The organism is Frigoribacterium sp. CFBP 13729 (genome assembly GCF_014841875.1).
GTDB lineage: Bacteria > Actinomycetota > Actinomycetes > Actinomycetales > Microbacteriaceae > Frigoribacterium.
In genome coordinates this window covers 700,680-715,657 of sequence record NZ_JACYUR010000002.1, presented here as the reverse complement: position 1 = coordinate 715,657, position 14,978 = coordinate 700,680, and the positions used below count along the sequence as shown (strand labels likewise).

Annotated in this window: 11 protein-coding genes; 2 read left to right on the top strand and 9 right to left on the bottom strand. The window is 72.8% G+C overall.

The window, feature by feature from the left end; all coding sequences use genetic code 11:
- Positions 1 to 10 precede the first annotated feature (10 nt).
- The 5 genes from IFT77_RS09725 to IFT77_RS09705 all read right to left on the bottom strand — a co-directional run bounded on the left by IFT77_RS09725 (position 11) and on the right by IFT77_RS09705 (position 7,233).
- On the bottom strand, positions 11 to 1,417 hold the full coding sequence (locus tag IFT77_RS09725; RefSeq protein WP_192169847.1) for a hypothetical protein: 1,407 nt from the start codon (positions 1,415 to 1,417) through the stop codon (positions 11 to 13).
- Positions 1,398 to 2,312, bottom strand: a complete 915-nt coding sequence (locus IFT77_RS09720) for a TIGR03943 family protein (protein ID WP_244638619.1) — start codon at positions 2,310 to 2,312, stop codon at positions 1,398 to 1,400. Before IFT77_RS09720 ends, IFT77_RS09725 begins: the two co-directional genes overlap by 20 nt.
- The gene (locus IFT77_RS09715; protein ID WP_370544865.1) at positions 2,305 to 3,360 is read right to left on the bottom strand and encodes a permease; all 1,056 of its coding nucleotides are present in this window, start codon (positions 3,358 to 3,360) and stop codon (positions 2,305 to 2,307) included. Before IFT77_RS09715 ends, IFT77_RS09720 begins: the two co-directional genes overlap by 8 nt.
- A gap of 120 nt (positions 3,361 to 3,480) precedes the next feature.
- Positions 3,481 to 4,299: a hypothetical protein gene (locus IFT77_RS09710; RefSeq protein WP_192169846.1), complete on the bottom strand. Its 819-nt coding sequence runs from the start codon at positions 4,297 to 4,299 to the stop codon at positions 3,481 to 3,483.
- A gap of 18 nt (positions 4,300 to 4,317) precedes the next feature.
- A complete protein-coding gene (locus IFT77_RS09705; protein ID WP_192169845.1) occupies positions 4,318 to 7,233 on the bottom strand; it encodes an Rne/Rng family ribonuclease in 2,916 nt (971 codons plus the stop codon).
- Positions 7,234 to 7,675: 442 nt separating this feature from the next.
- On the opposite strand from IFT77_RS09705, the gene IFT77_RS09700 reads away from it, so the two are divergent.
- Entirely contained in the window at positions 7,676 to 8,308 is a 633-nt protein-coding gene (locus tag IFT77_RS09700; protein WP_371741006.1) for a vitamin K epoxide reductase family protein, read from the top strand.
- A 70-nt stretch (positions 8,309 to 8,378) separates the two neighbouring features.
- Positions 8,379 to 9,302, top strand: coding sequence for a thioredoxin domain-containing protein (locus tag IFT77_RS09695; protein ID WP_192169844.1), 924 nt, complete (start codon positions 8,379 to 8,381; stop codon positions 9,300 to 9,302).
- An 87-nt stretch (positions 9,303 to 9,389) separates the two neighbouring features.
- Here the strand turns inward: IFT77_RS09695 and ndk are convergent, their stop codons facing one another.
- The 4 genes from ndk to ileS form a co-directional block, all read right to left on the bottom strand.
- On the bottom strand, positions 9,390 to 9,806 hold the full coding sequence (ndk, locus tag IFT77_RS09690; RefSeq protein WP_123548247.1) for a nucleoside-diphosphate kinase: 417 nt from the start codon (positions 9,804 to 9,806) through the stop codon (positions 9,390 to 9,392).
- 76 nt (positions 9,807 to 9,882) lie between these two features.
- Positions 9,883 to 10,293 (bottom strand): DUF4233 domain-containing protein, encoded by a 411-nt coding sequence (locus IFT77_RS09685; protein ID WP_192041257.1) that lies wholly within the window; start codon positions 10,291 to 10,293, stop codon positions 9,883 to 9,885.
- On the bottom strand, positions 10,290 to 11,693 hold the full coding sequence (locus IFT77_RS09680; protein WP_192041256.1) for a glutamate ligase domain-containing protein: 1,404 nt from the start codon (positions 11,691 to 11,693) through the stop codon (positions 10,290 to 10,292). The genes IFT77_RS09685 and IFT77_RS09680 overlap by 4 nt, the downstream gene beginning before the upstream one ends.
- The gene (gene ileS / locus IFT77_RS09675) at positions 11,690 to 14,971 is read right to left on the bottom strand and encodes an isoleucine--tRNA ligase (protein WP_192169843.1); all 3,282 of its coding nucleotides are present in this window, start codon (positions 14,969 to 14,971) and stop codon (positions 11,690 to 11,692) included. Before ileS ends, IFT77_RS09680 begins: the two co-directional genes overlap by 4 nt.
- Positions 14,972 to 14,978 lie beyond the last annotated feature (7 nt).

Here is a 14,978-nt window from a genome sequence, read left to right as displayed (position 1 = left end):
CCCCTCCTGCTCACCAGGCCGCGGCGTGGCCCGTGAAGCTCGCGACGACGGCCCCGGTCTCGACGTCGACGACCGTCGTGGTGGTCCCCTGCGGCACCGGGTCGATCGTGTAGCTGTAGTCGGTGGTGTCGTCCGCCGAGGCGGTCTCGACGGCGAGGTACTGTCCGTTCGGCGAGACCGAGAACCCCTCGATCTGCGACGACTCGCCCGCGGGGCGGAACAGCACCCGCGCCTCCTGCTCGTCGTCGAACACGATCAGGTTCGTGAAGCTCGCCCCGCCGTCGGCCGGCACGGCCACCTGCTGCACGTACTCGGTAGCGGCGACGGCGACGAGGTCGCCCCGGTAGGGTGTGCCGCCCTCGACCGCCGAGAACCGGATCGGCGTCTGCTCCCCCGTCGCCAGGTCGACGCGGAACGCCTGGAGCGCCGTGGCCGCCACGATGCCCCGGCCGTCCAGCGAGACGCCCTGCAGGGCGACGAACGTGCCGAGGGGACGAGGAGGCGCGGTGCCGGTCAGGTCGTAGACGGCCACCTGCTCGTCGCCCGCCTGGGCGACGAGGCTCGCCTGGCCCGGGACGACCGCCCAGTCGAGCACCGACACGGGCTGGCCGGAGAGGGACAGGACGGGGGCGACAGTGCGCTGGCCCTGGAGGGGCAGCGTGTAGAGCAGCTCCTGCTGGGAGCCCTGGGACCGCCAGGAGAACGCCAGCGTGGTCGTGGCGGCGTCCGCGCCCAGCTGCGTGATCAGCCCCGTCCCGTCGGGCAGCGGCAGGGTCTCCGCGGCGACGCCGTCGTCGGAGACGAGGCTCAGGGTCGACTGCTCGCCGTCGTCGGTCACGACCGCGACGGCCGTGTCGAAGGCCTCGAAGGCCTGGATCCGGGGGGCCGACCACACCGCGGTCCGGTCGCCGCCTCCCAGGAGGGAAGCTCGTTCGAGGACGTCGTCGGTTCCCTCGGCGCCGTGGACGACGCGCCAGGTCACGGCCGGGTCGGTGCTGAAGGTCGCGCGGAGCGTCGCGTCGCGAGCCTGGTAGACGCTCGAGACGCCCTGCACCGTGACGGTGTAGTCGGTGCCGTAGCGGAGCCGGTCCGCGAACTCGACCGCGACGACGTCGCCCGACGTCTGCACCCGGAAGTCGGCGGCGGGCGAGATGGTCACCTGCTCGGGGTCGACGTGCGCCACGGGCTGGTTGGCGAACAGGCGGAGCTGCTGGCCCGACCGGTCGACGACGGCCGTCGTGTCGACCTGGACGTCGGTCAGCTTGGGCCCCTGCAGGTGCGTGAGGACGCCGAAGACGGTGCAGACGAGCGCGAGCACGACGACGAGCGCGACGAAGCGCCGCCGCTGCCGGGCGTGCCGGTCCGCCTCGTCGAGATCGCCGTCGGCCGCCCAGAGATCAGTAGAGGTAGGGGTCACTCGGCTGGCCGACCTTCTCGAGCTCGTCGGGCACCAGGGCGATCGGGTCGCTCGACGTGCGGCTCGGGTTCGTCTGGAAGCCGCCGGAGACGTCGAGCCAGTCGTCGGCCGACACCTGGCTGCGCCAGTCGACGAGGTGCACCGGCACGCCCACGGGCTGCGCGTCGACGGCGCAGCAGGTGACGACGAAGCGCGACACGTAGAACACGTCGGGGTCGTCGCCGGCCGGGACGACGAAGCCGACCACGTCGGCGGTCTTGCCCTCGAAGAACGACAGGTCGCTGGTCTGCCGAAGCAGCCCCGCCCAGTCGAGCACCGAGAACGCGGCGTAGGCGTCGGCGTCGGCGGACGCGGCGTCCTCGACGCTCGTGCCGGCGAGGGAGGCGGTGGACGAGTTCACGTCGCGCTGGCCGGCCGTCGCGCTCGTCAGCGTCGCGGGCGGGAGGACGACGAGCGACACGGCGACGGCGGTGGTGACGAGCGCGCCCGCGGCGACGGCCGCCGTGCGGGCGGCGGCACGGCCACGACGGCGGCGGCGGGGACGCTCGGCCGGGGCACGGAGCTCGTCCGCGTGCGCGTCGTGGTGGTGGCCGTCGTGGCCGTGCCCGTCGGCCTCGTCGCCCGAGCCGTCGCGGGACGACGGCGCGAGGACGAGCACGCCGAGCGACAGCACCATGCCGATCGCGATCATGATCACGGTGAACACCACGTAGCGCGGGTGGATGTAGAGCACGAGCTGCCCCGTCGCCGACAGCCACAGTGTCGAGATGCCGACCACGAGGGTCAGGAGCACGCCCTGCCAGCGATCGGCGAGGCGCGAGACGGCGTCGAGGCGGAGCGGCGTGCGGGCAGCGCCGGGAGCGCGCGAGGAGTCGCGCGGGGAGGAGTCAGGCAAAGTAGTTCACCACCAGTCCGATGGCGGCGCTGGTCAGCGCCACCACGAGGGTCAGCTGCGCGAGGGTGCGCGGTCGGTACGTCGTGCGGAGCAGGGCCAGCATCTTGACGTCGATGATCGGCCCGAAGACGAGGAACGCCGCGATGCCGCCGGGCATGAAGGTCGACGCGAACGGCAGCACGAAGAACGCGTCGACGTTGGAGCAGAGCGAGATCACGAACGCCAGCACCATCATCGCGAGCACCGACCAGACGGGGTTGCTGCCCAGGGTGACGAGCACCGAGCGCGGCACCGCGGTCTGGATGCCGCCGGCCACGGCGGCGCCGATGAACAGCGCCGGCATCATGGTCGACATCTCGCGACGGAACAGCTCGACGCTCTCGCGCAGCTTCGAGGCGCCGCTGTGGCCGTGCTCCTGCGGCAGGGCGCACTCGGCCGCGAACGACCGGGTGAGCAGGCTCTCGGGGTCGGGGTGACGGCTGTACAGCCAGCCGATCAGGTTCGCGATGAGGAACCCGCCCGCCAGCCGGGCGACGAGGATGCCGTCGCTCCAGCCGAACGCCTGGTGAGTCGTGATGATCGTGATCGGGTTGAGGATCGGGGCGGCCAGCAGGAACGTCATCGACTCGGAGACGGTGAAGCCCTTGAGGACCAGCCCTCGCGCCAGGGGCACGTTGCCGCACTCGCAGACCGGCAGGAACATGCCGAGGAACGAGATGACGGCGCGGCGCAGCAGCGGCTGGCGGGGCAGCCACGAGGTGAAGAAGGCTTGCGGCAGCCAGACCTGCACGATGATCGACAGGACGATGCCGAGCAGCACGAACGGCACCGACTCGACGATGACGCTGATCGTGAGGGTGACGAAGTCCTGGAGGGTGTCGGGCAGCAGCTGCGGGCCGAGGGCCGGGCTCGCGAGGCGCAGCACGAGCAGCACCACGGCGATGCCGATCCCGACCGCGAGCAGGGGCCCACGTCTCGACCGTCGGGCGGGGGCGTGCTCGTGGGCAGCTCGGCGCAGGGCGTCGCGTTCGCGGAGGGGCGCGCTCACCGGTCGTCCCCGTCGTCGGCGGCCCGGCGGAGGACGTCGCGTTCGCGGAGGGAGGCGCTCACCGGTCGTCCCCGTCGGCGGCGGCCCGGCGGAGGACGTCGCGTTCGCGGAGGGAGGCGCTCACCGGTCGTCCCCGTCGGCGGCGGCGGGGGGCGCGAAGCGCGACCAGTCGTCGGCGGCGGAGGCGCTCCGGGGAGGCGTGGGCCGGGTCGCGGGGGCAGGCTCGCGTGCCGTGTCGTGGACGCGTCCCCGGGGGCCGGCCGGCGCCTCCTCGACGGGGGCAGGGTCGGGCTCGACCTGGTCGGCGGCGGCCACCTCGTCGCCGCCGGACTCGACGTCGACCGCGTCGCCCGGGTCGCCCGGGAGCGTCGCCGTACGGGACGCGTGCCACGCGAGCACCACGCCGACGAGCAGCAGCGCCGTGTCGACGACGCCGGCGGCGAAGGGGATGGTCGTGAGGTAGAGCGCGAGGTTGACCCAGGTGCCCCCGCTCAGCGACGCCGCGACGCCGGGCACGATGCCGACGAGCGCCAGGGCGACGGTGCCCGCGGCACCGGCGACGAGACCGTGGCGCAGCGCCCGCGGCAGCGACAGACCGGGGTCGACGGGGCGCACGAGCAGCAGGACGACGAACGCGACGAGGTAGAACGGGAACGGGTAGAGCACGAAGCTGCCGAGGAACTGGCCGACCGGCGTCGCCGTGAAGTCGCTCGGCCAGGGCGTCACCGAGTAGCCGAGCGCCGAGCCGACGAGCGCCGCGAGGCCCAGGGCGAACCGTGCGACGAGCACGACTCCGAGGGCGGTCGCGGCGGAGAGGAGGCGGCTCCGGCCTTGGTCGGACCGCAGGCCGCGGAACTCGGAGGCCGCCCGGCGCACGAACACCGCAGCCCGACGGGACGACCTGTCGGTCGCCGCGTCGGGCTGCGGTGTCGAAGTCACTCCGTCACCCTAGACGAGTCACAGTTCGTCGGAGCTGACCCCCACGCCGAGGATGAACGGTCCGCCCTCGGCCTGCTCGGACGCGTCCGACGACGCGGCTGCCGTCGTCGTGCCCGAGCTCGAGGCCCGGCGCGAACGGCCGCGGCCCTGTCCGGGCTGCTTGGGCTCGGGCAGCGCGCCGAGCACGCTGTCGAGGATCTGCTCGGCGTCGTGCGTGCTCATCTTGCGGGGCTCGCGACGGGTCGCGGCCACCGGGATGTCGAGGATCGCGACGGACGCCTCGGGGGTGACCGTGGCCGTCGACGCGGCACGGCGGCTGCCGCGCTTCGCCGGGGCCGCGGGATCGGCGGCCGGCTGCTGTGCCGCCGCGGGGGCGACGTCGGCAGCCGGGGCTTCGACGACGGGTGCTGACGTCGGCTCCTCGGCGACCGGGGCCGTCTCGCGGACCGGCTGGTCGTCGGCCTGCGCGTCGCGCTGTCCGCCGCCCTGCTGCTCGCCCTGCTCGGCGTCGCGCGACCGCGAGCCACGACGGCCCTTGCGGCCGCCACGGCTGCGACGCGGCCCGTCGGACGAGTCGTCCTGGGCCTCGTCGGGTCGCGTGGACGACACCGAGGCCGCGGCGGCGTCGATGGCGGCCTCGACCGCGGCGGCCGCCGTGGCGGCGCTGTCGCTTTCGGCCGGCCGGTCGCCGTCCTCGGCGTGCGCGATGGTCGACGCCGCGATGCGCGAGAGCGCGTTCTTCACGTCGTCGGTGATGGCGTGCGTGCCGGTCGTCGGGTGTGCCGACGAGCCCGCCTGGCCGCCCTGGCCGGCCGAGCCGCGACCCTGGCCGCCGGAGGCGCCGGCCGTGCCGCCCTGCTTGCCTGCCTGGGCCCCGCCACGGCGGCGCTGCTCCTGGCCCTTGCGGGGCTGCTGCTCCTGCACGCGTGCGGCGCTGCCTGCCTCGGCGAACGACTCGGCCAGGCCGAGGCCGAGCTTCTTGCGCGTCATCTGCACGAGGCCGAGCGAGGTGACCTCCGCGACCTGGTGCTTGGTCCGGTCGCGGCTGAGGCACTCGACCAGTCGGCGGAGCACGAGGTCGCGGTTCGACTCGAGCACCATGTCGATGAAGTCGACGACGATGATGCCGCCGATGTCGCGGAGGCGCAGCTGGCGGACGATCTCCTCCGCTGCCTCGAGGTTGTTCTTCGTGACCGTCTCCTCGAGGTTGCCCCCGGAGCCGACGAACTTGCCCGTGTTGACGTCGACGACCGTCATGGCCTCGGTGCGGTCGATGACCAGCGAGCCGCCGGAGGGCAGCCAGACCTTGCGGTCGAGCGCCTTCTCGATCTGCTCGTTGAGGCGGTGCTCGTCGAACGCGTCGCGGTCGCCCTCGTAGCGCTTCACGCGGTCGAGCAGGTCGGGCGCGACCGCCGACAGGTACGACTGCAGGGTGTCGTAGGCGTCGTCGCCGTCGATGACGAGCTCGTGGAAGTCCTCGTTGAAGACGTCGCGGACGATCTTGATCAGCAGGTCGGGCTCCGAGTGCAGCTGCGCGGGGGCGTTGCCGGCCTCGACCTTGCTGCTGATGTCGGCCCACTGGTTCGTGAGGCGCGTGATGTCGAGGGTGAGCTGCTCCTCCGTGGTGCCCTCGGCCGCGGTGCGGACGATGACTCCCGCGTTCTCGGGCAGCGCCTCCTTCAGGATCTTCTTGAGGCGCGCGCGCTCGGTGTCGGGCAGCTTGCGGCTGATGCCGTTCATCGAGCCGTTGGGCACGTAGACGAGGTAGCGGCCGGGCAGCGAGATCTGGCTGGTGAGACGGGCGCCCTTGTGGCCCACCGGGTCCTTCGTGACCTGGACGAGCACGCGGTCGCCGGGCTTGAGCGCGAGCTCGATGCGGCGGGGCTGGTTGCCGTTCGACAGCGAGTCCCAGTCGACCTCGCCCGAGTAGAGCACGGCGTTGCGGCCGCGTCCGATGTCGACGAACGCCGCCTCCATGCTCGGGAGCACGTTCTGGACGCGACCGAGGTAGACGTTGCCGATCAGCGAGACGTTCTGCGCCTTGGCGACGTAGTGCTCGGCGAGGGTGCCGTCCTCCATGACGCCGATCTCGATGCGGTCGCCCGAGGAGCGGACGATCATCTTGCGGTCGACGCTCTCGCGGCGGGCCAGGAACTCGGCCTCGGTGATGACGGTGCGGCGGCGGCCGGCGTCACGGCCGTCGCGGCGACGCTGCTTCTTGGCCTCGAGACGGGTCGAGCCCTTGATGCGCTGCGGCTCGGTGATGAGCTCGACCTGGCGCTGCGGGCGCTCGCGACGGTCGACGCGGTCGCCGCCCTGGCGCTGCTCGGAGTCGCGCTCTTCCCTGTCCTGCGAGCGGCCGCGCTGGCGGCGGCGGGAGGTGCCGCGCTGCGGCTCGTCGCGGTCGTCGTCGTCGCGGTCGTCGTCACGCTGGTCACGGTCGTCGTCGTCGCGGTCGTCACGGTCGTCGCGGTCGTCCCACTCGTCGTCGTGGCGACGACGCCCCGGCCGGGCCGGCAGGGGGAGGATCTCGGGCGCGTGGAAGATCAGGCTCGTCGTGGTGAGCTGGGCCGGGATGGGCCCCGACTCGGCCTCGGCGGCGTCGCTCGCGTCGTCGGCCGGAGCCTCGGCGCGCGGCGGCGCGACGGCGGCGATGTCGGCCTGGACGGCCTCGGTGTCGACCACGGCCTCGGGCTGCGCGGCGCGGGCGGTGTCGATGCTGGTGCTGCTGGTCGCGGCCTCGGCCCCGACCTCCTTCTCGGTGGTCACGGGGGAAGCCTCCTGGGCGTCGTCGTTCCGGTCGTGGGGGGCGGCGCCGAGCGCGCGGCGCGCGGTCGTCGCCGGTGCGGGCACCTGGCGCGACAGGAGCCCGGCGAACAGGCCCCTCTTCTTCTTCGGCTGGCCGTCTCTGTCGTTGTCGTTCTTGTCCACCACTGCTGGTGTGCTCCTCGACCCGCCGTCGGCATCGCCGTCGCCGGGTGGTCTCGTGTCGTGGCCGGGAGGCGCCGTGCACCTGCCTGCGGCCACCGCGCCCTCTCACGGCGCGCATCGTCAGCGACGTCGCGTTCGGTCAGCCGGAGCCGGCGCCCGTCTCTGCGGGCGTCTCCCCGGATGTCGTTCGTCGACGTCAGGTTCTTCGTTGCTCTGTCCGGAACTGGCTGTCCGGCGGTGGGCGACTGCGCCCTGGCCCGGATCTAGCTGCCACCTGACGGTGCCCGCCCGCGAGGACGGCCACTCGTGGAGGCCGACCTGCCGACGGCCCCGCGGTGCAGCACGGCCCGGAAAGTCTTGATCCCGGGACTCACGCCCCGCGACTGGCTCGATTATCGCACGCCTCACCCGGGACCACGATCGGGACGGTGAGATGATCGTCGTCGTGACCGAGCAGAGAGCGCCTCAGCGCACCCACCCGTCGACGGGTCGACCCGTCGTCGTCCCCGCCGTCCTCCTGGTGATCGTCGGGCTCGTGGGGCTGCTCGGGTCGTTCGCGCTGACCGTCGACAAGTTCCGGCTGCTCGAGGACCCGACGGCCTCGCTCGGCTGCGACGTCAACCCGTTCGTCGGCTGCTCGCCCGTCATCAACAGCTGGCAGGCCTCGCTGTTCGGCTTCCCCAACCCGATCCTCGGCCTCGTCGGGTTCGCGGCCCCCGTCGCCGTGGGCGTCGGGCTGCTCGCCGGCGCACGGTTCGCCCGGTGGTTCTGGGTCGCCTTCACGGCGGGCGTGTTCCTGGCCTGGGTGTTCGTCACGTGGCTGTTCACCCAGACGGTGTTCGTCATCGGGGCCCTCTGCCCGTGGTGCATGCTCGTCTGGTCGGTGACCATCCCGCTCTTCTGGATCCTGCTGGTCTGGGGCCTCGCGCGCGGCGTGACCGTCCCGCACGGGCGGCTCCAGCGGGCCGCCGCGGCGTTCCTGCCGTTCTCCTGGATCCTGCCCGTGCTCAACTACGTCGTCGTCGCCACGGTGATCGTCGTGCAGTTCCCGCTCCTCCTGCCCACCCTGCTCCGCTGAGCCGCTCAGCCTCCCCATGGGGAGGTGCGAGAGGGTCGACGAGGCCACCGACACCGACGAGCGAGGAACCATGACGCCACCAGCCGGACCAGGAGAGACCAAGCGCGAGCGACGGGAGTCCGCCCGCGAGAAGGCGCGCGTCACGCGTGAGGCGGAGGCCAAGCGCCGACGCCGCAACAAGTGGGCCCTGCAGGGCGGCCTCGTCGTGGGCGTGCTCGCGATCCTCGCCGTCGTGGCCCTGGTGATCACGCGATCGCTCGCGCCCGCGGGCCCCGGCCCCCTGAACATGGCCAGCGACGGCATCGTGCTCTCGGGCGACGGCACGACCGTCTCCGCCGTCACGACGGACGCCACGCCCGCCGACGGCTCCCCCACGCCGTCCGCGGCCGGCACGGCCGAGAAGCCGAGCATCGTCGTCTACCTCGACTACATGTGCCCCTATTGCGGCCAGTTCGACACCACGAACGCCGAGCAGCTCGAGACCTGGGTCACGCAGGGCGCGGCCGACCTCGAGATCCACCCCCTCGGGTTCCTCGACAACGCGAGCCTCGGGTCGAAGTACTCGACCCGGTCGGCGAACGCCCTCGCCTGCGTCGCGAACTACCAGCCCGACACGGCGCTCGACGTCAACACCGCCCTGTTCGCGCAGCAGCCGGCCGAGAACACGACCGGCCTGACGAACGACGAGCTGGTCACGCTGGTCCAGGGCGCCGGCGCCGACGACCCAGACATCGCCTCCTGCATCACCGACGGCGAGTTCACCGACTGGGTCGCGTCCGCGACCGAGCGCGCGCTGAACGACCCGCTGCCGAACTCCGACCTCGCCGCGGTGTCCGCGACGCCGACCGTGCTGGTCAACGGCCAGCAGTACCAGGGCTCGCCCACCGACGCCGCCGCGTTCGCGCAGTTCGTGGCCGAGGTCGCCGGTGGCCAGCCGACCGGCGACACGAGCACGGGCGAGCTGCCCGGGTCGACGGCCACGCCGTCCCCCTGACCGACGCCCGGTCGTGAACGACGAAGAAGGGGCGGTGCCGGCCCCTGGGACCGGCACCGCCCCTCCTTCATCAGGGGTTCAGGAAGATCAGAACCAGAGGGCGAGCTCGCGCGCGGCGCTCTCGGGGCTGTCGCTGCCGTGCACGAGGTTCTGCTGCACGGCGAGGCCCCAGTCGCGGCCGAGGTCGCCGCGGATCGTGCCGGGGGCGGCGGTCGTTGGGTCGGTCGTGCCGGCCAGCGAGCGGAAGCCCGGGATGACGCCGTTGCCCGCGACGCGGATCGCGACGGTGGGGCCGCTCTGCATGAACTCGACGAGCGGCTCGTAGAACGGCTTGCCGACGTGCTCCTCGTAGTGCTGGGCGAGCAGGTCGCGGTCGGCCTGGACGAGGCGCAGGTCGACGAGCGAGTAGCCCTTCGCCTCGATGCGGCGGAGGATCTCGCCGGTGAGGCCGCGGGCGACGCCGTCGGGCTTGACGAGGACGAGGGTCTCTTGGAGGTCGGTCACTGGTGCTCCTTCGTGTGGGGCGGGTGGTGGTTCGGGTGGCTGGAGGGCTCGTGGCCGGTCGCGACGGCGCGGGCGGTCAGGGCTGCGGGCCGAAACGCGCCGCGTTCATGCGGTCGAGCTGGGTGCCCTTGACGAGGCAGTAGGTCCAGATGGCGACGAAGAGGGCCGCGACGACGTACATGACCGGGTCGAGGAGCCCGCAGGCGACGAGCCCGAGCTGAACGACCCAGCCGAGCGCGATCCCCCACCGCCAGCGCAGGGTGCGCGACACGAGGAGGACCAGGACGATGGCGCCGAGGCCGCCGCCGAACGCCACGCCCGGGGGGACCAGGTCGCGGCCGTTCACGACGAGCATGACGAAGAACAACGACATGGCCTCGAGCACGAGCACGATCGACAGCAGGCTCTCGGCCGCGCCGCGCCGACGCGCCCGACGCGTCGGGCGCGCGGGGCCGGTGGGGTCCGCAGGAGGGGGCGCCTCGGTCACGAGAGCCCGCCCTCGGCCTGCGAGAGCGCGAGCACGTCGCCGACCAGGGTGATCGACCCCGTCACCACGACGCCGCCGGGCTCGTCGCCCTCGGCCTCGTCCGCGAGGTCACGGGCCGTGCGGAGCGCCGCCACGAGGTCGGTCTCGACCACCACGCGTGCGGCTCCGACGACGCCGACCGCCACGGCCGCGAGCTCGTCGGCGTCCACGGAGCGGTCGGAGCCGCTCTGCGTGACGACGAACTGGTCGACCGTGCCCGAGAGCGCGCGGACGATGCCCGCCGCGTCCTTGTCGGCGAGGACCGAGAGAACCGCGACGACGCGTCCGAACTGGAAGTAGTCGTCGATCGCCTTGGCGAGCGCTCGCGCGCCGTGCGGGTTGTGGGCCGCGTCGACGAGGATGGTCGGCTCGTTGGCCACGATCTGCAGCCGCCCGGGCGACGTCGCCGCGGCGAGCCCCTCGGCGAGCACGTCGTGGTCGAGCGCCTGGCTGCCGCTGCCGAGGAACGACTCGACCGCGGCCACGGCGACGGCCGCGTTCTGGGCCTGGTGGTCGCCGAAGAGCGGCAGGAGCAGGTCCTCGTAGCGGCCGGCGACGCCGCGGATCGTGACGACCTGGCCGCCCACCGCCACCGTCGTGGACTCGACGCCGAAGGCGACGCCCTCGACGGCCAGCGACGACTCGGTGAGCTCGGCCGCGCGCTGCAGCTCGGCCAGCGCCTCCGGCAGCTGGGCCGCGCTGACGACTGACGCTGCCGGCTTCACGATGCCGGCCTTGGTCCGGGCGATGGCCTCGACGGTCGACCCCAGCCGGGCCTGGTGGTCGAGCGCGATCGGCGTGAAGACGGCGACCTGGCCGTCGGCGACGTTCGTGCTGTCCCACTCGCCGCCCATGCCGACCTCGAGCACGACGACGTCGGCCGGGGCGTCGGCGAAGCACGCGAAGGCGAGCGCGGTGAGCGCCTCGAAGAACGTGAGGGTCGGCTCGCCCGCCGCCTCGAGCTCGGTGTCGACCATCGTCAGGTAGGGCTGGATGTCGTCCCAGTTGGCGACGAGGCGCTCGTCGCTGATCGGCTCGCCGTCGACGACGATGCGCTCGTTGAGGCGCACCAGGTGGGGGCTCGTCATGAGCCCGGTCCGCAGCCCGTGGGCCCGGAGGACGCTCTCGATCATGCGGCTCGTCGACGTCTTGCCGTTGGTGCCCGTGATGTGGATCACGGGGTAGGCGCGCTGCGGGTCGCCGAGCAGCTCGACGGCGCGGCGCGTGGCCGACAGGCGCGGCTCGGGGGCGGACTCCCCCACGCGGGCCAGCAGCTCGTCGTGCACCCGGGTCGCCTCGGCGGCGAACTCGCCGTCGCCCTGGCCCGCGCCGTCGTCCTTCTCGTTCTTCTTCGGGCTCACGCTCGTCGCACCTCCACCGTCACGGCCGAGCCGGAGCCGACCGCGACCTTCCCGTCGCGTCCCGCGACGTCGTCCTGCACGTCGACGACCAGCTCGGTCGTCAGGGTCTCGGCCTGCACCATGTCGCGGTGCGTCCCGAGCGCCGCGGCCGCGGCCGCGTCGGTCGCCACGGTCGTCACGACCCGGTCGGACACGTCGAGGCCCGCGGCCTTGCGTGCCTGCTGCACGGCCCGGACGACGTCGCGGGCCAGGCCCTCGGCCTCGAGCTCGGGCGTCGTGGCCGTGTCGAGCAGCACGAAGCCGCCGTCGCCGACGAAGGCGATCGCCGCCGACGGGTCGTCGACCGCCAGCTCGAGGGTGAACTCGCCCGGCAGCAGCTCGACGCCGCCGACGACGACGTTCTCGCCGACGGGGGCCCAGTCGCCCTTCTTCGCGGCCGGGATGACCTGCTGCACCTGCTTGCCGATGCGGGGCCCTGCCGCACGGGCGTTGACGGTCAGCTTGCGGGTGACGCCCCACTCGCCGAGGCTCTCCTCCGTCAGGGGCGTGAACGCCACCTCCTTGACGTTCAGCTCGTCGCGGAGGATCGAGCCGAACGGCTCGAGGCCGGCCGGGTCGGGCGCGACGACGGTGAGGCGGGCCAGCGGCAGGCGCACGCGCAGGCCGGTCGCCTTGCGGAGCGCCAGGCCCGACGACGCGATCGCCCGGACGGCGTCCATCGAGGCGACGAGGGCGTCGTCCTCGGGGAACGAGGAGGCGTCGGGCCAGTCGGTGAGGTGCACGCTGCGACCGCCGGTGAGGCCCTTCCAGATCTCCTCGGTCACGAGGGGCGCCAGGGGCGCGGCCACGCGCGTGACCGTCTCGAGGACGGTGAAGAGCGTGTCGAAGGCGTCGCGGTCGTCGCCGGCCCAGAAGCGGTCGCGCGACCGGCGCACGTACCAGTTGGTGAGCACGTCGGCGAAGTCGCGCAGGGCGGCCGCCGCGAGCGGCGAGTCGAGCGCGTCGAGGTGCCGCTCGACGTCGGTGACGAGGAGGCGCGTCTTGGCCAGCAGGTACCGGTCGAGCACGTCGGTCGAGTCGGTGCGCCAGGTCGCGACCAGGCCGTCCGCGACGTGCCGGCCCTCGCCTCCCGAGCTGCCGCCGTCGGCGGCGTTCGCGTACAGGGTGAAGAAGTAGTAGGTGCTCCAGAGCGGCAGCAGGAACTGCCGGACGCCCTCGCGGATGCCCTCCTCGGTCACGACGAGGTTGCCGCCGCGGATGACCGAGCTGGACATCAGGAACCAGCGCATCGCGTCGGCGCCGTCCCGGTCGAAGACCTCGGACACGTCGGGGTAGTTGCGGAGGCTCTTGGACATCTTCTGGCCGTCCGAGCCCAGCACGATGCCGTGGCTGATCACGTTCGAGAACGCGGGCCGGTCGAAGAGCGCCGTCGAGAGCGCGTGCATGACGTAGAACCAGCCGCGCGTCTGCCCGATGTACTCGACGATGAAGTCGGCGGGGGCGTGCGACTCGAACCACTCCTGGTTCTCGAACGGGTAGTGCACCTGCGCGAACGGCATCGAGCCCGAGTCGAACCAGACGTCGAAGACGTCCTCGATGCGGCGCATCGTGCTCTGCCCCGAGGGGTCGTCGGGGTTCGGCCGGGTCAGGTCGTCGATGTACGGACGGTGCAGGTCGGGCTCGCCCTGCTCGTTCGTCGGCAGGCGGCCGAAGTCGGCCTCGAGGTCGGCCAGCGAGCCGTAGACGTCGGTGCGCGGGAAGGCCGGGTCGTCGCTGCGCCAGACGGGGATCGGCGAGCCCCAGTAGCGGTTGCGCGAGATCGACCAGTCGCGGGCGCCCGCGACCCACTTGCCGAACTGGCCGTCCTTGACGTTCTCGGGCACCCAGGTGATCTCCTGGTTGAGGTCGCCCATCCGGTCGCGCACGTCGGTGACGCGGACGAACCAGCTCGAGACGGCCTTGTAGATCAGCGGGTTGCGGCAGCGCCAGCAGTGCGGGTAGCTGTGCTCGTAGCTCGCGAGCCGCACGAGGCGGCCGTCGGCGCGGAGGCGCTGCACGAGCACCTTGTTGGCGTCGAACACCTGCAGCCCGGCGACGCCGAGCTCGTCGAACATCGGCAGGAAGCGGCCGGCCTCGTCGACCGACACGATGACGGGGATGCCCGCGGCGGCGCAGACCAGCTGGTCGTCCTCGCCGTAGGCGGGCGCCTGGTGCACGATGCCGGTGCCCTCGCCGGTCGCGACGTAGTCGGCGACGAGCAGGCGCCAGGCGTTCTCGGTGCCCCACGCCTCCGTGTCGGCGTAGACGTCCCAGATGCGGTCGTACTCGACGCCCTCGAGCTCGGCCCCGGCGAAGGTCGCCGTGACGGCGGCCTGGGCCGCCTCGGGCGAGTCGTAGCCCAGGTCCTTCGCGTAGGCCGCGAGGGTGTCGGCGGCGAGCAGGAACACGCTGCCCGTGAGCAGCTGCTGGTCGCCCGTGCGCTCGCCGGGCAGCAGGGCGTGCGGCACCGTCACGTACGTGATCTCGGGCCCCACGGCGAGCGCCATGTTGGTCGGCAGCGTCCACGGGGTCGTCGTCCAGGCGAGCGCCTCGACGCCGGTCAGGCCGAGAGACTCGGCCTTGGCCCCGACGAGGGGGAACGCGACGGTGACCGTCTGGTCCTGGCGCATCTTGTACACGTCGTCGTCCATGCGGAGCTCGTGGTTCGACAGCGGCGTCTGGTCGTGCCAGCAGTACGGCAGCACCCGGAAGCCCTCGTAGGCGAGCTGCTTGTCCCACAGCTGTCTGAAGGCCCAGAGGACGCTCTCCATGTAGCTGACGTCGAGGGTCTTGTAGTCGTCGTCGAAGTCGACCCAGCGGGCCTGGCGGGTGACGTAGCCCTGCCACTCGTCGGTGTACTGCAGCACCGAGCTGCGCGCCGCGGCGTTGAACGCGCCGATGCCCATGTCGTCGATCTGGTGCTTCTCGGTGATGCCGAGCTGGCGCATGGCCTCGAGCTCGGCGGGCAGGCCGTGGGTGTCCCAGCCGAACCGGCGGTGCACCTGCTTGCCGCGCATGGTCTGGTACCGCGGGAACACGTCCTTGGCGTAGCCGGTGAGGAGGTGGCCGTAGTGCGGCAGGCCGTTCGCGAAGGGCGGTCCGTCGTAGAAGACCCACTCGTCGCTGCCCTCGCGGGCGCGGATCGACTCCTGGAAGGTGTCGTCGCGACGCCAGAAGGCGAGCACGCCCTGCTCGACGTCGGGGAACCGGGGCGATGCGGGTACCGGCTTGTAGGCCATGGGGGCT